Genomic DNA, 18,482 nt, shown 5'->3' with positions numbered 1-18,482 from the left:
GTCCGCCTGCTTCACTGACAATGACGGTCCGATGAAAGCCTATATTCTCAAGAAGCTGCTCGCATTGCCGCTGATCCTGATCGGCGTGTCGCTGCTCATCTTCATCGCCATCCGCGCGCTTCCCGGCGATCCGGCCCGCATGATGGCCGGCCCCGAAGCCACGCAGGAGGCGGTCGATAATATGCGCGCCCGCCTGGGGCTCGATCGCAGCATTGCCGAACAGTATGGTTCGTTCGCCTATGGCGCCGTCAGGGGCGATCTCGGCATGTCCCTCAAGTCGAAGCTGCCTGTCGTCGATGAAATCGCCGAGAGGATGCCCTTTACGTTGGGTCTTGCTATCACCGCCTATCTGCTGGCGATTGCGATCGGCGTGCCGGCCGGCATGATCGGCGCGATCTACCGGCATGGCTGGCCGGACCAGGCCGTGATGTTGCTTGCCATCGCCGGCGCTTCCATTGCCAATTTCTGGCTGGCGCTGATGGCGATGAACACGTTCTCCGTCAGTCTCGGTTGGTTGCCGCTTCTTGGCGCCACCTCGTGGAAGAGCTTCATCCTGCCGTCGATCACACTCGCGGTGCTGCCGATGGCTGTTATCGCCCGCATGACGCGCTCCAGCATGATCGAAGTGCTGGCACAGGATTATATCCGCACGGCGCGAGCCAAGGGTGTGGCACCCAGGTCGATCTACTGGAGCCATGCGCTGCGAAACGCGCTGATCCCGATCGTCACTATCGTGGGGCTGAATTTCGGCAGTCTGATCGGCGGTGCCGTCGTCACCGAATCGGTCTTCAACTGGCCTGGCATCGGCCGCTTGCTCGTCGATTCGGTGCGCTATCGCGACTATCCGGTCATCCAGGGTGTGACGCTCGTCGCTGTCACGGGTGTCGTCGTCATGAATTTCCTGGCGGAAATGGCGATCGCCGCGCTCAACCCGAAGATAAGGTTCGACTGATGGCAATGAGCGAAGCGGAAAAGGTTTCGACCGGCAACAGCGGCTTGCGCTGGCTTGCGACGCATAAGGGCATCACCATCGGCGGCGGGTTTATCGGCATCATTGTGCTGATGGCGATCTTTGCGCCACTCATCACCTCGGCCGATCCTTATTCGCAGGATCTGCTTTCGACCATGCTGGAACCATCCTGGGAACATCCCTTCGGCACCGACGATAACGGCCGGGACATTTTCGCCCGCGTGCTCTACGGCGCTCGCATTTCGCTGCTGGAGGTCATTCTCAGCGTCGGGCTTGCCATCATGGTCGGCGTGCCGCTCGGCATTGTCTCGGGCATGACGGGGCGCTATGTCGACCAGGCAATCATGTGGTGCATGGATATTCTCTTCGCCTTTCCAGGCATCGTACTCGCCATCCTGATCGTCAGCGTGCTCGGCACCAGTCTCGTTAACCTGCTGATTGCCATCGCGATCTTCTCGGTCCCAGTTTACGCGCGGCTCAGCCGTAACCTGACGCTCGGCCTCAAGGCGATGGACTATGTGGAGGCGGCAATTTCGCTCGGCGTTTCGCGCCATCGAATCATGACGCATTACATCCTGCGCAACGCGATCGGCCCGATCATCGTGCAGTCGACGCTGACGGCAGGCACCGTCATCCTGTCGGCCGCAAGCCTGTCATTCCTCGGCCTCGGCGCGCAGCCGCCGCTTCCGGAATGGGGTGCGATGATGAGCGACGGCCGCAACTATCTCGGTCTCAACATCTACATGTCGCTCTTTCCGGGTCTCGCGATCATGGTCACCGTGCTCGGCTTCAACATTCTCGGCGATGGCCTGCGCGATCTACTCGATCCGCGAAAATAGCAAATAAACGCAATGCGCAATGTGTTGCGCGGTAAGCAGGACCGATTGTCCAGGAGTCGAGCCTCGTTTGGAGCCCTGCCTGCGATGTATCACCATCGCCACGGAGAAGGCCGTGCTCATCCGTTCTCGCATCATTCTCCGTCGCCCGGCCCAGGAACCCTGCGCCAGATCCTGGCATTGCAAAATCGCTCGATGGAGGAAACAGACGAAAAAATCCTCGCTCTGTTGAAAAAGCTGGGCCTGGCGCATCCTCTCACACCTGGCGACCTAGACAGCGAGCAAGACTGGTCCACTTTGCTGTCGCCACGCGAACAAAGGCTCGTTGCACTTGCAAGCGCGATTATCGCAGCTCCATCCCATATTCTGCTGAGAAGGCCGATGCCATCTTCGGCTACGAACTTCTGCCCGACATCGTCGGGCTCCTGGCGGAACGAGGGATTGCGTGCGTCAACTTCGCCGAACCGGGTGCTCCACGCGCAGCCTATGATGCTGTTCTCGAATATCGTTCGGACGGCTCTTGGAAGTGGATCGACCAAAATCGGAAGGAGTGACTATTCCAGGGGCTGGGATACCTTGTTCATGATCGACTCGTCCTTCATCGAGCCATCGGATCAGAGCCGGTGGCGGAGGTTGAACAGCTGAGCTCGCGAGCGCCGTCATAACCAGCCGTCTGAAAAGCCCGCTCGTCTTAGCCCGACGACGACCGGCTCGCATCGACGCATGATGTTCCACAGCAAGCCCGTTCGGTAGTTTTCGATCATCAGGACGACAGGCCCTTGGTCGATGCCGAAATGGTAGGGGCTGACCCACCATCCTTCATCCTTGTCTTCCATCGTATATGTCTGATTGAACGATGGTCTGAATCCATAGAGGCGCGTCATGCCAAGCTGCATTCGAGCAAAGTTTCGCACGGTTGGGACAACGATTTCCGGAGCGAATGGCAGCGAGGCGACCACGACCCACGGAGATACGGTTCCGTCATCCGGTCCATAGGGTGCGCCACGCGCAACGTAGTCGAAGAATTCCCTGTCGATGCCGTCCACGTTTCGCTTTGTCCAACCGGGTCCATCACTTGCTGTGAAACCCCAGCAATGTTCGCCGTAGCCTTTGAAGTTCAGCGGATTGCGGATTGCATATTCCTGCTGAACGAAAGTGGCGTGTCAGCTGTTCCGGAAGTAGTCGCTGTCATGCTCGCGCATGAACGTGTCGCGAATTTCGCGAAAATCGATCCACATATGCGAAAGCTGATGCGTAAAGAGCGGGCCGGAATAGAGCAGTTCGCGACCAAAGATGTTTCGCCATTCGTAGCTCTCCGTATAGGCCCTGTAACTCTCGGGCGGCAGCGGGTGGCTGGGCGAGCCGAGTCCGAGAATGTAAAGAAGCAGACCTTCGTCATAGCCGCGCCACCGATAGGGAATAAATCCGTTTTCCGGCCGCCAGCCATGGGTGAGGGTAGCCCCGTTGTCACGCGCCCAATTCCAGTCCACGCGCTCATAGAGCGATTTGGCGAGTGCGCGAACCTTTGCCTCGTCTTCGGTGTCTGCGTCAAAATAGGCCGCGACGGTCAAAGCACCTGCGAACAGGAAGGCCGAGTCGATGGTTGACAACTCGCACTGCCAAACCCGTCGTCCTGTCTCAATGTCCAGGAAATGGTAGAAGAAGCCCTTGTAGCCGGACGCGTCAGGTTCCGGTCCCTGGTGGCAGGACATCAGGAATTCCAGTCGACGCCGGGCAATCTTAGCGGCAAACTCGCGAATGACGATGCCGCGCTCCACGACGACAGGAATGGTGGCAAGCGCCATGCCGACGGCAGCAATACTTGCCGGTGCGCCGGCCTGTGTCTTGTCCCGAACCAATCCGTTATCCGGATTCGTGCAATGCAGATAGTAGAGCAATGTCGTGAACTGAAGACGACCGAGATCCTCCTCCGTCGGCATTCGGTTCAGTTCGGGATCGGTGGACAGTAACTCCGACATGATAGGTTAACCGAGGAGATCAGATGGTTTCGTCGAGCATCTGGAGGCGGCCTCGATAGGACGCCTGCCGGCATGATCGTTTGCGCGCAACGCGTAGCCTAGGCATTGTCTCCCTCTGTGGAGGTCGCAGCCTTCGCTTTCTCCGCACTCTTGACGCCCCATGTCCAGCCGCTGATCTGCGGCATGTCATCACCGTGCGCTTCGATATATTGGCGATGCTCGATCAGCCTGCCGCGGATCGCCTGCTTGAAGTAGGCCGCGCGCGCGCCAAGTTGCGGCAGCCGATCGATCACGTCTTCTACGAGATGAAAGCGATCGAGCTGGTTCAGAACGACCATGTCGAACGGTGTCGTGGTTGTTCCTTCCTCCTTGTACCCTCGAACATGCAGATTCTTATGGTTGGTCCGTCGATAAGTCAGCCGGTGAATCAACCAGGGATATCCGTGGAACGCGAAGATGATCGGCTTGTCCTTTGTGAAAAGCGCATCGAAGTCAGGGTCCGAAAGCCCATGGGGATGTTCGCTTGAGGGCTGCAGCTTCATCAGATTGACTATATTGATGACCCGCACCTTCAATTGGGGGAGGTGTTCTCGGATCAGCTGGACGGCAGCGAGCGTTTCCAGAGTCGGCACATCGCCACAGCAGGCCATGACCACATCCGGTTCCGAGCCTCGGTCATTGCTGGCCCATTCCCAGATGCCGAGGCCTTCGGCACAGTGTTTGATGGCCTCATCCATAGTCAGCCATTGGGGCGCGGGCTGCTTGCCGGCCACAACCACATTCACATAGTTGCGGCTGCGCAGACAGTGGTCGGTAACGGATAGAAGTGTATTGGCGTCCGGCGGAAGATAGACCCGGATAACCTCTGCCTTCTTGTTGATCACATGGTCGATGAAGCCCGGATCCTGATGAGAAAACCCATTGTGATCCTGCCTCCAGACATGCGAACTCAGGAAGTAGTTCAGCGAGGCGATCGGTCGCCGCCAGGGAATGTGGTTACACACTTTCAGCCACTTGGCGTGCTGATTGAACATCGAGTCTATGATGTGAATGAACGCCTCGTAGCAGGAGAAGAAGCCGTGACGCCCGGTCAACAGATAGCCTTCAAGCCAGCCCTGGCATTGATGCTCGCTTAAGACCTCCATGATGCGGCCGTTAGGGGAAAGGTGGTCGTCCTCGGGATAGATCTCGGCCATATAGCAACGATCGGTGACCTCCAGCACGTCCTGCCAACGGTTGGAATTGTTCTCGTCGGGGCTAAATAGCCGAAAGTTATTGTTGCGAAGGTTCAGCTTCATCACGTCGCGCAGGAACTTGCCCATGACGCGAGCGGATTCTGCGGTCACCGTTCCGGGTTTGGGCACCGAGACGGCATAATCGCGGAAATCCGGCATCTTCAGATCGCGTAATAACAAACCACCGTTTGCGTGCGGATTGTCACTCATCCGGCGATGTCCCGTCGGTGCCAGGGCAGCCAATTCAGCCCGCAGCCTTCCGTCGCCGTCGAAAAGTTCTTCGGGTCTGTAGGTCTTCATCCAGTGTTGAAGCACCCTGATATGGTCCGGTTTGTCCATATCGCCCATCGGAACCTGGTGCGAGCGCCAATAGTCTTCGCATTTCTTGCCGTCGATTTCTGACGGGCAGGTCCAGCCCTTCGGTGTGCGGAAGACGATCATCGGCCAAGCCGGGCGGGTAACATTCCCCTTGTCCCGCGCTTCCGTCCAGATTGTCTTGATCGTCGCGACGGCGGTGTCCATGGCTGCGGCAAGCTGCTGCTGCACCTGATCGGGCTCATGGCCTTCGACGAAGAGAGGCGCATACCCCATGCCCTCGAAAAACTTCTCCAACTCCTCCCTGGGAATACGGGCAAGGAAACAGGGATTGGCGATCTTGTAGCCATTGAGATGCAGGATCGGCAGAACGCATCCGTCGCGAGCGGGATTGAGAAACTTGTTGCCATGCCATCCCGTGGCGAGGGGGCCGGTTTCGGCTTCCCCGTCACCGACGACACAGGCGACGATCAGATCGGGATTGTCGAAGGCTGCGCCATAGGCGTGGCTGAGTGCATAGCCGAGCTCGCCACCTTCATGGATGCTCCCCGGTGTTTCGGGAGCGACGTGGCTCGGGATGCCGCCGGGAAAGCTGAACTGCTTGAAAAGCCGTTTCATGCCCTCCTCGTCCTGGCCAATATTCGGGTAGAATTCGCTGTAGGTTCCCTCCAGATAGGCATGTGCAACGAGCGACGGTCCACCGTGGCCGGGGCCGATTACATAAATCATGTTGAGATCGTCGCGCTTGATTACCCTGTTAAGGTGCACATAGAGCATGTTCAGGCCCGGCGAAGTTCCCCAATGGCCGAGCAGCCGCGGCTTGATGTGCGCGCGTGCGAGGGGTTTTTTGAGCAAGGGATTGTCGAGCAGGTAGATCTGCCCGACCGACAGATAGTTCGATGCGCGCCAGTAAGCGTCCATCAGGCGGAGTTCCTCGGCTAAGAGCGTTGCTTTTCCATGCGACGCTACCGAGGCTGTTTTTTTCATCACTGCCGTGTCGGGCGAAACCATCTGAGTCTCCCAATCAAAATGACATTGCTGAATCTCATGAGGCCTTTTTCATGAAGGCCGGGGCAGTCTCATGTCGGCGCTGTGGCACTATTGAGGAGGAGATTCCGGGAAATGCTCCACCACGCCGCGGACACCGTTGACGCCCTCCGCCAGAATCCGCGCGGCCCTGCGGCGAGCCGCCGTGTCGACGTTACCCCAAAAATGCACGATCCCGTCAGTGACCGTGACGGACACGTCCAATCCCTCCAGGCCGGTATTTTCACCGAGCCGAACGAGAATGCTGCGGCGAATGGCTTCGTCCCCAGCTGCTGTATCATCCGGTTTTGCGGAGTAGATTACCTGCAGGAGGTCGGCGCGGCTGACGATGCCGACCAGTTTACCGTCCCGCAGAACCGGAATGCGCTTGATGCCATGGTCCTGCATGAGGCTGGCGACACGCGAAAGGGGGGCATCCTCGTCAATTGTTACAGGATCGGGCGTCATGACGTCACCCACTCTCCAGCCGCATCGCTTGACGAAGGCGTTCGCTCTCTCATCGGCGCCAACTCCCATGTCCGCCTTCAGGACGAATGCGCCACTCGACAGTTCCGTTCGGCGGATCAGATCGCCCTCGCTGATGACGCCCAGCAAGCGCCCACCGTCGTCAACGACAGGAGCGCCGCTTATGTGCTGATCGGACATCAGCTTGGCTGCATGCCGAACGCTATGGTCAGGTGATAATCCGACGACCTTTGTCGTCATTACATCTTTGACCAGCATGTCGATATAACTCCGGCTATATCCTCTCAAGATACTACAGTTAGCTGTCGCTAATTTAAATCCATCATTGGGTTCGGCAACAAGCGTTCACCATGCGTCGTGAGGAGACAGAACGACGCGGACCCTGTCCGCCTGCGCAAGGTGTGGAAAAACCTAGCCAGATACCGCCGTCGTTTGCATTGAGTAGGATCAATCGGGGCCGAAAGTTGTGAAGGAAACCGTGACCGATGGTTTTATGAGGATCGATCTGCGGTGGTGGTGCAGCCGGAGCGTTGGGCAGGAAGGCACCCGAAGGATATCAGTCTGAGTGAAAGCGGACCCTGTTAGCGAGATCGCGGGTACCGTCAGTATCCCATCAAAGGTGTGAAGTAGCCGATCGGCTACGTCAAAAGAGGCCTGAGAGCGTGGCCACACATGGAACCCAACATCTTCATTGATATGAGAAGGAAACTGGAGCGGGCGAAGGGATTCGAACCCTCGACCCCAACCTTGGCAAGGTTGTGCTCTACCCCTGAGCTACACCCGCTCAAATCCGCACTGGTCCGGGGTAGTAAGTAGCGGACCGTGGGCGCCACCTTGCGGCGACGGGCGCTATATCGCCCAAACGATTTTCAAATGCAACAGGGAAATGACGGAAAAACGAAGAAAAGTTCTAGCGGTGGAAAACCGGCTTCGGAAACGCCGCGAAAGCAGGGCAAAGCGTCGGTCCTGAAGATTGCCAAGCTCATGAGGCAGGCGTAAGCAGACAGTCCAATCTGCCTCTCTCCTGTCTGATGGAATGACGATGACCGAAAACAAGCCCAAGACTCGCCAGGATCTTCTCGCCTTTCTCGACGGCCTTGGCATTGTCCACAGCACCAAGGACCATGCGCCGGTCTTCACGGTGGCCGAATCGGTGGCGCTGCGGGATGAGATCCCGGGCGGGCACACCAAGAACCTGTTCGTGAAGGACAAGAAAGATCGTTATTTCCTGCTGACCGTGGAAGAAAATGCCGCCGTCGACCTCAAACAGGTCCATACTCTTATCGGTGCTTCAGGCCGCGTCTCTTTCGGCAAACCCGAGAAGCTGATGGAATATCTTGGTGTCATTCCGGGCGCTGTCACCGCACTCGGCGCGATTAACGATGCCGGCAACAATGTCACCTTCGTGCTCGATGCGGATCTGATGCATGACGAGATCATCAACTGCCATCCGCTTTCCAATGATGCGACGACCTCGATCGCGAGCGCCGATCTGATACGATTCATGGAAGCGACAGGGCATAAGCCGCTTGTCTTGAAAGTGACGTCCTGACATACGATTTTAGCGCTATCAGAGACGCCGGCAGATCGGCGCGGCGGGAGATACCTATGAGCGGCAGCGACAATCCTTATAACGGTTCCTTTGGCAACCAGATGTCGGCAACGGCAAATTATGGCGCGGTACCTCAGCCAGCGGCGGGTGGCGGCTATATCAAGGACACGACGACGGCGAATTTCACCAAGGACGTCCTCGAGGAATCGCGCAACCAGCCGGTGCTGGTCGATTTCTGGGCGCCATGGTGCGGCCCGTGCAAGCAGCTGACGCCGGTGCTGGAAAAGGTTGTCAATGAAGGTCAGGGCCGCGTCAAGCTGGTCAAGATGAACATTGACGATCATCCCTCGATCGCCGGCCAGCTCGGCATCCAGTCCATTCCAGCCGTCATCGCCTTCGTCAACGGCCGCCCGGCCGATGGCTTCATGGGCGCTGTACCGGAAAGCCAGGTTCGCCAGTTCATCGATCGGCTTGCAGGTCCTGAGGGTGCGGATCAGGCTGCCGAAATCGAGGGTGTTCTGGCACAGGCTGGCGAGTTGCTTGCTGCCGGCAACATCAATGAAGCGGGCCAGCTTTATGGCGCGGTCATGCAGGCCGATCCGGAAAATGCCAAGGCGCTTGCCGGCATGGCCGAATGCCTGATCGCAGCCGACCAGCACGGTGAAGCCCGCCAGATGCTGAGCGAGCTGCCGGAAGAGCTTGGCAAGGATGCCGGCATCCAGGCGGTCCTGAAGAAGCTCGACCAGATCGAAGAAGCCCGCAAGCTCGGCGATCCCGTCGCCCTGGAGCGCGAGCTGGCCTTGAACCCAGATCACCATGAAGCCCGCCTGAAACTCGCCAAGATCCTCAATGTCGAGGGCAAGCGCGAGGAGGCGGCCGAACACCTGCTCACCATCATGCGCAAGGATCGCGCCTTCGATGATGATGGTGCGCGTCGCCAGCTTCTGCAGTTCTTCGAGGTTTGGGGCTTCAAGGATCCGGCGACGGTTTCGGCCCGCCGCAAGCTTTCATCGATCCTGTTTTCCTGAGTTTGCCGCATCCGCCCTTGCGTTTTTACGCAAGGACACCACATTTCTCGTGAGGACGGGCGCCGCAGATGCGCGCGCCGAGAGAGCGCGGGACTAGTCTTCATGCAAGTCGGCAATGCGAGATATCTGAAGCCCGGCGATCTACCGGATGAGATTGCAGTTTTTCCCTTGACCGGTGCGCTTCTCCTGCCTGCCGGGCAGCTGCCGCTCAATATCTTCGAGCCGCGTTATCTTGCGATGTTCGATGCCGCACTGACCGGCAACCGTCTGATCGGCATGGTGCAGCCGGCACACGGCGAACATGAAGACAAGACGCATGCCCCTGAGCTTGCGGCTGTCGGCTGCCTTGGCCGGATTACCTCTTATGCCGAAACCGGTGACGGGCGCTATATCGTCTCGCTCACGGGCGTGTGCCGCTTCCGGCTGCTGGAAGAGAGATCGCATGGCCAACCATTCCGCAGCTTTCGCATCGCGCCGTTCATATCAGATCTCTCCGCCGAGAACGAAGAAGATGCCGTTGACCGCAGCGCGCTGCTGACGGCTTTCAAGGCCTATCTTGATGCCAATAAGCTCGAGGCGGACTGGGAGAGCGTGGAGCGGGCGAGCAACCTTACCCTCGTCAATTCGCTCGCGATGATGTCGCCTTTCGGCCCGGCCGAAAAACAGGCGCTGCTCGAAGCGCCCGATCTCAAGACGAGGGCGGAAACCCTGATAGCCATCACCGAAATCGTGCTTGCCCGCGTTTTCGGCGATTCCGATACCGTGCTGCAGTAGAGGGCGCGATGGACGAAAAACTGAGCCGGGTCGATCCCAAACTTCTCGAACTTCTCGTCTGCCCGCTCACCAAGGGACGGCTTTCCTATGACCGCGAACACAACGAGTTGGTCTCGGAAAAGGCGCGTCTTGCCTATCCGATCAGGGACGGCATTCCGATCATGCTCGTTTCAGAAGCGCGCACACTCGAAGACTGAGCTCTAAAGAGTTCCTTTGTTTTTACGCAATTCCGGACGCAAAACCGCAGCACACTTTTGCTGGAATTGCTCTCATTCAGATCGTTTCGCCCGACAGCAGCCGCGGATTGTCCTTGGCGGTCGTTCCTGCCGCCTGGCCGATGAAGAAGGATTTCAGGCCCGGCAGGCGATCGACGATGCCGAGGCCGAAGTCGCGGGCGATGCGGATTGGCGCCATGTCATTGGAAAACAGCCGGTTCAACACATCTGTCGTGACGCCCATGCGGAAGGTATCGAAGCGGCGCCAGCTCTGGTAGCGCTCCAGAATATTGATGGCGCCGATGTCGAGCCCAAGGCGATCGGCGTCCACGATGGTTTCGGCGAGGGCGGCCACATCCTTGAAGCCGAGATTGAGGCCCTGGCCGGAAATCGGATGGATGCCATGTGCGGCATCACCGGCAAGCGCAAAGCGCGGCGCGACGAAGGAGCGGGCAAGTGTGAGGCCGAGCGGGAAGGCGCGCTTGTCGCCAACCACCTTGAGAGCGCCGAGCTTGTGGCCGAAACGGCGTTCAAGTTCCTCCTCGAAAACCAGATCGTCGGCGGCAACGAGACGGTTGGCGTCATTCGTTCGCTCGGTCCAGACCAGTGACGAGCGGTTGTTGCGCAGCGGCAGGATAGCGAAGGGGCCGGATGGCAGGAAATGTTCTTCGGCGCAGCCGTGGTGCGGGCGCTCGTGCTCGACGGTCGTGACGATGCCGGACTGACCGTAATCCCAGGTGACAGTCTTGATCCCTGCAAAACCGCGCAGTCTGGAGCGCACGCCATCGCAGGCAACCAGCAGGCGCGATTGCAGCGTGCTGCCGTCGGACAGGCTGATCTCGATATCGGTATCACCCGTCTTCAGGCCGGTGGCGCTCAAGCCATGGCGGATTTCGATGCCGAGCCGCTCGCAGGCGCCGCGCAGCGCGCCGACCATAACGACATTTGGGATCATGTGGGCAAATGGCCGGCCGTCGGCGACTTCGCCATCGAAGGTCAGGAAGATCGGGCGGACAGGATCGGACATCTTGGAATCGGTTACGATCATCTTGGTGATCGGCTGGGCCTCCGGCTCGATCTCGTTCCAGATACCGAAGACTTCGAGCATCTTCGTCGCCGCCGCAATGATGGCAGAAGCGCGCATATCCTTTTTCCAGGCATGCTCGGGTGCCGCCTCGGCGACGCCGATACTGAGATGCGGTGCGGCCTGCTTGACCGCCAAGGCCACGGACAGGCCGACATAACCTCCGCCTACAACCAGCATGTCCAGCATCGTCCGCTCCTGTTACTTTCTACGATCAGATGCGATCTATATAGATCATCAAGTTATCACTTCCTACCGCCGGGAGCTGAACAAATGACGGAACAAACGGGCAAGCCCACTGCCATGGAAACATTGATTTCGACGCTCGATATCGAGCCGATCGAGGTGGATATCTTTCGCGGCCGCAGTCCGCAGGTCGGCTGGCAGCGCGTATTCGGTGGGCAGGTGATCGCCCAGGCGCTGATGGCGGCGCAGCGCACTGTGGAAGGCGAGCGGTTCATTCACTCGCTGCACGCCTATTTCATGCGTCCTGGTGATCCCTCCGTGCCGATCATCTATCAGGTCGAGCGCATCCGGGACGGGTCGAGCTTCAACACACGCCGGGCCGTCGCGATCCAGCACGGCAAGGCGATCTTCGCACTGTCGGCCTCGTTCCAGGTCGAGGAACCGGGCTTCGACCACCAGATGCCTATGCCGCCGGTACCGATGCCGGAAACGCTGCTCGGCGAACAGCAGATCAAGGAGCAGTATCTCGCTCATGCTCCGGCGGCGGTGCGCAAATATTGGGAGCGCGAAAGGCCGATCGAAATCCGGCCCATCTCGCTCAAGCACTATTTTACGAGTGAGAAGCTCGAGCCGCGGCAGGATATCTGGGTTCGTGCTACCGGTCCCGTGCCGGACAGCAGGCTCTATCAGGCCGCCGTGCTTGCCTATCTCTCGGACATGACGCTGCTTGATGCATCGCTGCATGCCCACGGAACATCCATTTTCGACCAGAACCTGCAGGTTGCAAGCCTCGACCATGCCATGTGGTTCCACCGTCCCGACAAGCTTGATGACTGGCTGCTCTATACACAGGACAGTCCGTCGGCTTCGGGCGCTCGGGGATTGACTCGCGGTAGCCTTTTTACTCGATCCGGTGTCCTGATCGCGTCGGTGGCGCAGGAGGGTCTGATTCGGAAAAAGGCAAATGAATAAAAAATGTGCATATTTATAAATTTGCGCATTATTTGTGCGCTTATTGGCCCATCATTTGCCTGTTTATTGGCGTCTTCAATTATAATCTTTATATTTCAATAACTTATAGACTGCCACGAATCTGGCACGTCCTTTGAATGTCTATCGCCGGTCGCTGGTCAGGAAACCGTCAGCGGCAAGGAGAGTCGGCTCCGCGCCGAGGATAACGAAGGATGGGAAACCAGATGAAAATTGTGATGGCCATTATCAAGCCGTTCAAGCTCGATGAGGTCCGCGAAGCCCTCACGGCGATCGGCATTCAGGGCCTGACTGTGACCGAAGTGAAGGGCTACGGTCGCCAGAAGGGGCACACTGAAATCTATCGCGGCACAGAATATGCGGTCAGCTTCCTGCCGAAGCTCAAGATCGAAATCGCGGTCGCATCCGAAATCGTCGACAAGGCGGTAGAGGCCATCGCAGCATCTGCCAAGACCGGCCAGATCGGTGACGGCAAAATCTTCGTCTACTCGATCGACCATGCCGTGCGCATCCGTACGGGCGAGACCGATTCAGAAGCGCTGTAAAAGAACGGCAGATCAAGGAGCTATTTCCAATGTCAATTTCGAAGTTTTCCTCCAACATCGCACGGGTAGGCGCCCTTTCGGCCGCTCTCCTGGCGCCGGTCGTCGCTTTCGCGCAGGAAGCAGCCCCGGCAGCCGCCGATGCTGCAGCCGCTGCTGCTCCGGCCTTCACCATGGACAAGGGTGACAATACCTGGATGCTCGTCTCCTCGGCGCTCGTCCTCCTGATGACGATCCCCGGCCTTGCGCTTTTCTACGGCGGCCTCGTACGTGCCAAGAACATGCTCTCCGTGCTGATGCAGGTCTTCATGATCACCGCCGTCGTGGCGCTGATCTGGGTGACCTACGGCTATTCGCTCGCCTTCACCGACGGTGGCTCGCTGAACAGCTTCGTCGGCGGCTTCTCCAAGGCTTTCCTCGCCGGGGTTAACACCTCATCGCTCGCAGAGACCTTCTCGAAGGGCGTCGCCATCCCTGAATACACCTTCATCGTATTCCAGATGACCTTCGCCTGCATCACGCCCGGCCTGATCGTCGGCGCATTCGCCGAGCGCATCAAGTTCTCGGCCGTCATGCTGTTCGTCGTGCTCTGGGTTACCTTTATCTACTTCCCGATGGCGCACATGGTCTGGTTCTGGGGCGGTCCGAGTTCCTACACCTCGCCGGCCGGCCTGATCTTCTCCTATGGCGCAATCGATTTCGCCGGCGGCACGGTCGTTCACATCAATGCCGGTATCGCCGGCCTCGTCGGCGCGATCATGCTCGGCAAGCGCACCGGCTATAAGAAGGAGATCATGGCTCCGCACTCGATGACGCTCACCATGGTCGGCGCATCGCTGCTCTGGGTCGGCTGGTTCGGCTTCAACGCCGGCTCTAACCTCGAAGCCAATGCCTATGCATCGCTCGCCATGATCAACACCTTCGTCGCGACGGCCGCCGCCGCCGTGTCCTGGTGCATCGTCGAAAGCTTCGCTCGCGGTAAGGCTTCCATGCTCGGCGGCGCTTCCGGCGCCGTCGCCGGCCTCGTCGCTGTCACTCCGGCGGCAGGCTTTGCCGGCCCGATGGGTTCGATTGTTCTCGGTCTCATCGTCTCGCCGGTCTGCTACTTCTTCGTCGACGTCGTGAAGAACAAGTTCAACTATGACGACAGCCTCGACGTCTTCGGTGTCCATTGCATCGGCGGCATCATCGGCGCTCTCGGTACCGGCATCCTCGTCAACCCGGCCCTCGGCGGCGCCGGTATCGTCGACTACTCGACGGCTGATTTCGCTGCCTCCTATGCCGGCACGGCTACGCAGGTCCTGGCCCAGGCCAAGGGCGTGCTCACGACGCTGCTATGGTCGGGCATCGGCTCGGCGATCCTCTACAAGATCGTCGATGTCATCATCGGCCTGCGCGTTTCGGTCGAAGCCGAGCGCGAAGGTCTCGACCTCGCAACGCACGGCGAAGCCGCTTACCACTCCTGATCACAGGGTTTGCGGCGCCTGGCACAAGGGCGCCGCTGAACGGCCCGTCGCGGCCTATCTAACCATAAGCCGCTCTTGGCCCGGACCTTCACAGGTTCGGGCCCTTTTCTTTTTAGTGATCCGGCATATGCATGGTTAACATCGCTTTAACTCTACTTTGATTAGGTGGAGCGGACGCATTTGGCGCGGCGAAGCATTGGCGATTCGCGTGCCCCCAGGCATTGGACGGGTTAGACACATGGCAAGAAGCACGTCGCCGGCGATGGATGGTCGTCCTGACCGGTTCTCCTTCTCGGCATTCATGCTGCGGCAGATCCAGGCTCTCATCGGCTTCGCGGTCTTCCTGGTCTTAGCGCTCGCGGTTGCGGCGCTTGCGACATGGAACGTCACCGATCCCAGCTATTCCTACGCCACGGGCAACCTGCCGACCAACATACTCGGTTATAGCGGTGCTGCCTTTGCCGACGTCGCCATGCAGTTCCTGGGGCTCGCAAGCGTCGTTTCGATGCTGCCGATCGTCGCTTGGGCGCTGGCGCTGATTTCCGGCCGTCGCATCAGCCGTATTCCGGCGCGCGCCGGCGCCTGGCTCGTGGGCACCATACTTTCCTCCGCCGTCATCGGCTGTTTCCCGCCACCGCTCACCTGGCCGATCCCGAACGGTATCGGCGGTGTTATCGGCGACATGATCCTGCGTTTTCCCGCACTCTTCGTCGGCGCCTATCCGACCGGCGTTTTCGCCACTGCCGTCGGCTGCATCTTCGCCGTCCCGACCGCGTGGATGATGCTCTTTGCAGCCGGCATCGTCGGCCGCAGCGAACTCGATGAGGAGGAAAACGAAGAAGAGGATTATGTCGATACACGCAGCAAGGTGCGTGTCGTCGGCGATGAGGACGATGAGGACGATGGATCCCGCTGGATGGCCTTTAGCGGTGCCATGACTCACGCCTGGTATATGAACCAGGCGCGTTTCCGACGGCTTTTCGGCATGGGACCGCGCAAGCGCCGCCAGAGCGATTTCGAATCGCCTTATGACTTCAACGATGACGAATTCGGTACGCTGAACGAGCCGGTGCGCGCCAAGCCCGCAGCGCGCGGCGAGCGCATGGATCCTTCCATGGAGCCGCGTGCCGCTTCGAGCCGTCGGGTCGTTTCGGCGCCTTCCGTCTCGCTCAACGACGATGAGGACGAGGACGACGATCCGCCATTCGATACCGACATGCCGCCGCGTCCGGCCGATATCCTGCCTGATGACGATGATGACGATTGGATGATCCGCGCGCCGGCCAAATCGGCCGGTAAACCCGAGCCGCGTATCATTCCTGCCTCCGCCCGTCCAAAGCCCGGCGCCCGTGTCGAACGCGAGGCGCAAGGTTCGTTCATCCGGCCGGAAGGCTTCCAGCTTCCCTCCATGCATCTGCTTGCGGAGCCGAAGAATGTCGTGCGCGATTCCACGCTTTCGGCCGATGCGCTGGAGCAGAATGCCCGCATGCTGGAAGGCGTACTGGAAGATTTCGGCGTTAAGGGCGAGATTATCCATGTTCGCCCCGGTCCGGTCGTCACACTCTATGAACTGGAGCCGGCACCCGGCATCAAATCGTCCCGCGTCATCGGCCTTGCCGACGACATCGCCCGCTCGATGAGTGCGATTGCCGCCCGCGTCGCCGTCGTGCCGGGCCGCAATGCGATCGGCATCGAGCTGCCGAACCAGACGCGTGAAACCGTCTATCTGCGCGAGCTCATCGCCTCGCGTGATTTCGAAGGCTCCAAGGCGAAGCTTGCCATGGCGCTCGGCAAGACGATCGGCGGCGAAGCCGTGATCGCCGATCTCGCCAAGATGCCGCATCTGCTGGTGGCCGGTACGACCGGTTCGGGTAAGTCCGTCGCTATTAACACGATGATCCTGTCGCTGCTTTACCGCATGACGCCGGAACAGTGCCGTCTCATCATGATCGATCCGAAGATGTTGGAACTCTCCGTCTACGACGGCATTCCGCATCTGCTTTCCCCTGTCGTCACCGATCCGAAGAAGGCAGTCGTCGCGCTCAAATGGACCGTCCGCGAGATGGAAGAGCGCTACAAGAAGATGTCTAAGATCGGTGTTCGCAACATCGACGGCTTCAATACGCGCGTCGAGCAGGCACTTGCCAAGGGCGACACGATCTCGCGCACGGTGCAGACCGGTTTTGACCGGCAGACCGGCGAAGCTGTCTACGAGACCGAAGAATTCGATCTGCAGCCGATGCCGTATATCGTCGTTATCATCGACGAAATGGCCGACCTGATGATGGTCGCCGGCAAGGATATTGAAGGTGCCGTGCAGCGCCTCGCGCAGATGGCGCGCGCGGCCGGTATCCATGTCATTATGGCAACGCAGCGTCCGTCCGTTGACGTCATCACCGGCACGATCAAGGCGAACTTCCCGACCCGCATCTCCTTCCAGGTTACGTCCAAGATCGACAGCCGCACGATCCTCGGCGAGCAGGGTGCCGAACAACTGCTCGGCATGGGTGATATGCTCTATATGGCAGGCGGCGGTCGCATTCAGCGCGTCCATGGTCCGTTCGTGTCCGACGTTGAGGTCGAAGAGATCGTCTCCTACCTGAAGACGCAAGGTTCGCCGCAATATCTCGATGCCATCACTGCCGATGACGACGAGGACGGCGATTATGGTGGCGGTCCGGCAGGTACGTCAAATCTTGCCGATTCCGAAGATCCCTACGATCAGGCCGTCGCCATTGTGCTGCGCGATGGCAAGGCCTCTACTTCCTATGTTCAGCGCAGGCTCGGTATCGGATATAATCGTGCGGCATCGCTGATCGAACGCATGGAGCAGGAGGGCATCATTGGCCCGGCGAACCATGCCGGTAAACGCGAGATTCTTGTGCCGACAGATGGAGATATCCTCGACCGTTGAGGAAAGAATATTTGATGGCGCAGCCCATTCGGTGGAAACCTCGGAGGATGTAATCCGTTACCTTTCACCGGGCGATCGCGGCGCCTTGAAGACGCCGCCTTTCGGCGGCATGCAGACCGCATACAGGAGGTTCACATGACCAACTCCGCGTCCATCTTTTCCGGCCTGCCGGTAACCCGCCGTGACGTTCTTGGCGTCTTTGCTGTTGCGGCCGTTGCAAGCGCCGTTCCGTTTCCCGCTCTCGCCCAGGTCGCTCAGGTGGCAGCACCCGCTGCCAACAGCGCCACGGCACAGGCGATTGCCGATCATTTCTCCAGTGTCGCCACCATGCAGGGCGAGTTCGTACAGTTTGGGCCCCGTGGCGAACAGACCGGGGGCAAGTTCTTCATCGAACGTCCCGGCAAGCTGCGCTTCAACTATGACGATCCGTCGCCGATGCGCGTCATTGCCGACGGCAGGAACGTCGCGATCGGCAATGTGAAGCTGAAGACCTGGGATCTCTATCCGCTTTCCAAGACGCCGCTCAGCCTACTCCTCGCGCCGCATATCGACCTTTCCGCCGGCATGGTGAAGGGCGTGAAGCAAGAGTCCGATCTGACGACGATCTCGCTCGGAAACAATACGGTGTTCGGCAATTCGACCATCACAATGATGTTCGACCCGAAGACCTATGACTTGCGCCAGTGGACGATCACCGACAACCAGGGCAAGGACACGTCGGTGATGATCTTCAACGTGAAGACCGGAGTTGCCTTCGACGAGCGCGTCTTCCGCGTGCCCTACGAGGATATCAAGGGCACATCGGCAAACCGCGACTAGAGCCCCGTGTGTCCATTCGGGCGCACAGAGGACGCTCTATCTCGTCGAATCCACGCATCAGGCTT

14 protein-coding genes, 1 tRNA gene and 1 pseudogene are annotated in these 18,482 nt (G+C 59.2%); 11 read left to right on the top strand and 5 right to left on the bottom strand.

Going from position 1 to position 18,482, the window contains the following annotated elements; all coding sequences use genetic code 11:
- Window positions 1-31: 31 nt before the first annotated feature.
- Both AB8B33_RS21505 and AB8B33_RS21500 read left to right on the top strand, forming a co-directional pair.
- Complete coding sequence (locus AB8B33_RS21505; protein ID WP_439016818.1) at window positions 32-952, top strand: ABC transporter permease; 921 nt, start codon at window positions 32-34, stop codon at window positions 950-952.
- Window positions 952-1,809, top strand: a complete 858-nt coding sequence (locus AB8B33_RS21500; protein WP_439016817.1) for an ABC transporter permease — start codon at window positions 952-954, stop codon at window positions 1,807-1,809. The genes AB8B33_RS21505 and AB8B33_RS21500 overlap by 1 nt, the downstream gene beginning before the upstream one ends.
- 656 nt (window positions 1,810-2,465) lie before the next feature.
- Here the strand turns inward: AB8B33_RS21500 and AB8B33_RS21495 are convergent.
- From AB8B33_RS21495 to AB8B33_RS21480, 4 genes and pseudogenes are all read right to left on the bottom strand, one after another.
- Window positions 2,466-3,785 (bottom strand): annotated as a pseudogene (locus AB8B33_RS21495) (glucoamylase family protein).
- Window positions 3,786-3,883: 98 nt separating this feature from the next.
- Window positions 3,884-6,346: a phosphoketolase family protein gene (locus AB8B33_RS21490; protein ID WP_439016816.1), complete on the bottom strand. Its 2,463-nt coding sequence runs from the start codon at window positions 6,344-6,346 to the stop codon at window positions 3,884-3,886.
- Window positions 6,347-6,433: 87 nt separating this feature from the next.
- Window positions 6,434-7,105, bottom strand: coding sequence for a CBS domain-containing protein (locus tag AB8B33_RS21485; protein WP_439016814.1), 672 nt, complete (start codon window positions 7,103-7,105; stop codon window positions 6,434-6,436).
- 451 nt (window positions 7,106-7,556) lie between these two features.
- Window positions 7,557-7,631: transfer RNA gene (locus tag AB8B33_RS21480), tRNA-Gly, on the bottom strand.
- Between the two features lie 258 nt (window positions 7,632-7,889).
- Here AB8B33_RS21480 and AB8B33_RS21475 point away from each other — a divergent pair.
- The 4 genes from AB8B33_RS21475 (at window position 7,890) to AB8B33_RS21460 (ending at window position 10,398) form a co-directional block, all read left to right on the top strand.
- On the top strand, window positions 7,890-8,399 hold the full coding sequence (locus tag AB8B33_RS21475; RefSeq protein WP_113319793.1) for a prolyl-tRNA synthetase associated domain-containing protein: 510 nt from the start codon (window positions 7,890-7,892) through the stop codon (window positions 8,397-8,399).
- Window positions 8,400-8,455: 56 nt separating this feature from the next.
- Window positions 8,456-9,427, top strand: coding sequence for a thioredoxin (gene trxA, locus AB8B33_RS21470; protein WP_439016813.1), 972 nt, complete (start codon window positions 8,456-8,458; stop codon window positions 9,425-9,427).
- Window positions 9,428-9,529: 102 nt separating this feature from the next.
- On the top strand, window positions 9,530-10,201 hold the full coding sequence (locus tag AB8B33_RS21465; protein ID WP_007814604.1) for an LON peptidase substrate-binding domain-containing protein: 672 nt from the start codon (window positions 9,530-9,532) through the stop codon (window positions 10,199-10,201).
- Between the two features lie 8 nt (window positions 10,202-10,209).
- Complete coding sequence (locus AB8B33_RS21460) at window positions 10,210-10,398, top strand: Trm112 family protein (RefSeq protein ID WP_007814601.1); 189 nt, start codon at window positions 10,210-10,212, stop codon at window positions 10,396-10,398.
- A gap of 76 nt (window positions 10,399-10,474) precedes the next feature.
- Here AB8B33_RS21460 and AB8B33_RS21455 read toward each other — a convergent pair whose 3' ends face one another.
- Entirely contained in the window at window positions 10,475-11,689 is a 1,215-nt protein-coding gene (locus tag AB8B33_RS21455) for a ubiquinone biosynthesis hydroxylase (protein WP_439016812.1), read from the bottom strand.
- Between the two features lie 84 nt (window positions 11,690-11,773).
- Here AB8B33_RS21455 and tesB point away from each other — a divergent pair, with 84 nt between their 5' ends.
- The 5 genes from tesB (at window position 11,774) to AB8B33_RS21430 (ending at window position 18,417) form a co-directional block, all read left to right on the top strand.
- Window positions 11,774-12,658 carry an acyl-CoA thioesterase II gene (gene tesB, locus AB8B33_RS21450; RefSeq protein WP_439016811.1) on the top strand — a complete coding sequence of 295 codons (885 nt, stop codon included), beginning with the start codon at window positions 11,774-11,776 and terminating at the stop codon, window positions 12,656-12,658.
- Between the two features lie 212 nt (window positions 12,659-12,870).
- Window positions 12,871-13,221 carry a P-II family nitrogen regulator gene (locus AB8B33_RS21445; protein WP_007814595.1) on the top strand — a complete coding sequence of 117 codons (351 nt, stop codon included), beginning with the start codon at window positions 12,871-12,873 and terminating at the stop codon, window positions 13,219-13,221.
- A 29-nt stretch (window positions 13,222-13,250) separates the two neighbouring features.
- Window positions 13,251-14,684, top strand: coding sequence for an ammonium transporter (locus AB8B33_RS21440; protein ID WP_310385116.1), 1,434 nt, complete (start codon window positions 13,251-13,253; stop codon window positions 14,682-14,684).
- 238 nt (window positions 14,685-14,922) lie between these two features.
- Window positions 14,923-17,598, top strand: a complete 2,676-nt coding sequence (locus tag AB8B33_RS21435; protein ID WP_439016810.1) for a DNA translocase FtsK 4TM domain-containing protein — start codon at window positions 14,923-14,925, stop codon at window positions 17,596-17,598.
- Between the two features lie 135 nt (window positions 17,599-17,733).
- A complete protein-coding gene (locus AB8B33_RS21430; RefSeq protein WP_439016809.1) occupies window positions 17,734-18,417 on the top strand; it encodes an outer membrane lipoprotein carrier protein LolA in 684 nt (227 codons plus the stop codon).
- The last annotated feature ends 65 nt before the right edge of the window (window positions 18,418-18,482 follow it).

This window comes from Rhizobium sp. 768_B6_N1_8 (assembly GCF_051811225.1).
Taxonomy (GTDB): domain Bacteria; phylum Pseudomonadota; class Alphaproteobacteria; order Rhizobiales; family Rhizobiaceae; genus Rhizobium.
This window is presented reverse-complemented; position numbering and strand designations above follow the sequence as displayed.

What these genes read in the sequence shown, in the direction of transcription:
- AB8B33_RS21505 (WP_439016818.1), top strand. Translation starts at nt 32, where the DNA reads ATGAAAGCCTATATTCTCAAGAAGCTGCTCGCATTGCCGCTGATCCTG.
- AB8B33_RS21500 (WP_439016817.1), top strand. Translation starts at nt 952, where the DNA reads ATGGCAATGAGCGAAGCGGAAAAGGTTTCGACCGGCAACAGCGGCTTG.
- AB8B33_RS21490 (WP_439016816.1), bottom strand. Translation starts at nt 6,346, where the DNA reads ATGGTTTCGCCCGACACGGCAGTGATGAAAAAAACAGCCTCGGTAGCG.
- AB8B33_RS21485 (WP_439016814.1), bottom strand. Translation starts at nt 7,105, where the DNA reads ATGCTGGTCAAAGATGTAATGACGACAAAGGTCGTCGGATTATCACCT.
- AB8B33_RS21475 (WP_113319793.1), top strand. Translation starts at nt 7,890, where the DNA reads ATGACCGAAAACAAGCCCAAGACTCGCCAGGATCTTCTCGCCTTTCTC.
- trxA (WP_439016813.1), top strand. Translation starts at nt 8,456, where the DNA reads ATGAGCGGCAGCGACAATCCTTATAACGGTTCCTTTGGCAACCAGATG.
- AB8B33_RS21465 (WP_007814604.1), top strand. Translation starts at nt 9,530, where the DNA reads ATGCAAGTCGGCAATGCGAGATATCTGAAGCCCGGCGATCTACCGGAT.
- AB8B33_RS21460 (WP_007814601.1), top strand. Translation starts at nt 10,210, where the DNA reads ATGGACGAAAAACTGAGCCGGGTCGATCCCAAACTTCTCGAACTTCTC.
- AB8B33_RS21455 (WP_439016812.1), bottom strand. Translation starts at nt 11,689, where the DNA reads ATGCTGGACATGCTGGTTGTAGGCGGAGGTTATGTCGGCCTGTCCGTG.
- tesB (WP_439016811.1), top strand. Translation starts at nt 11,774, where the DNA reads ATGACGGAACAAACGGGCAAGCCCACTGCCATGGAAACATTGATTTCG.
- AB8B33_RS21445 (WP_007814595.1), top strand. Translation starts at nt 12,871, where the DNA reads ATGGGAAACCAGATGAAAATTGTGATGGCCATTATCAAGCCGTTCAAG.
- AB8B33_RS21440 (WP_310385116.1), top strand. Translation starts at nt 13,251, where the DNA reads ATGTCAATTTCGAAGTTTTCCTCCAACATCGCACGGGTAGGCGCCCTT.
- AB8B33_RS21435 (WP_439016810.1), top strand. Translation starts at nt 14,923, where the DNA reads ATGGCAAGAAGCACGTCGCCGGCGATGGATGGTCGTCCTGACCGGTTC.
- AB8B33_RS21430 (WP_439016809.1), top strand. Translation starts at nt 17,734, where the DNA reads ATGACCAACTCCGCGTCCATCTTTTCCGGCCTGCCGGTAACCCGCCGT.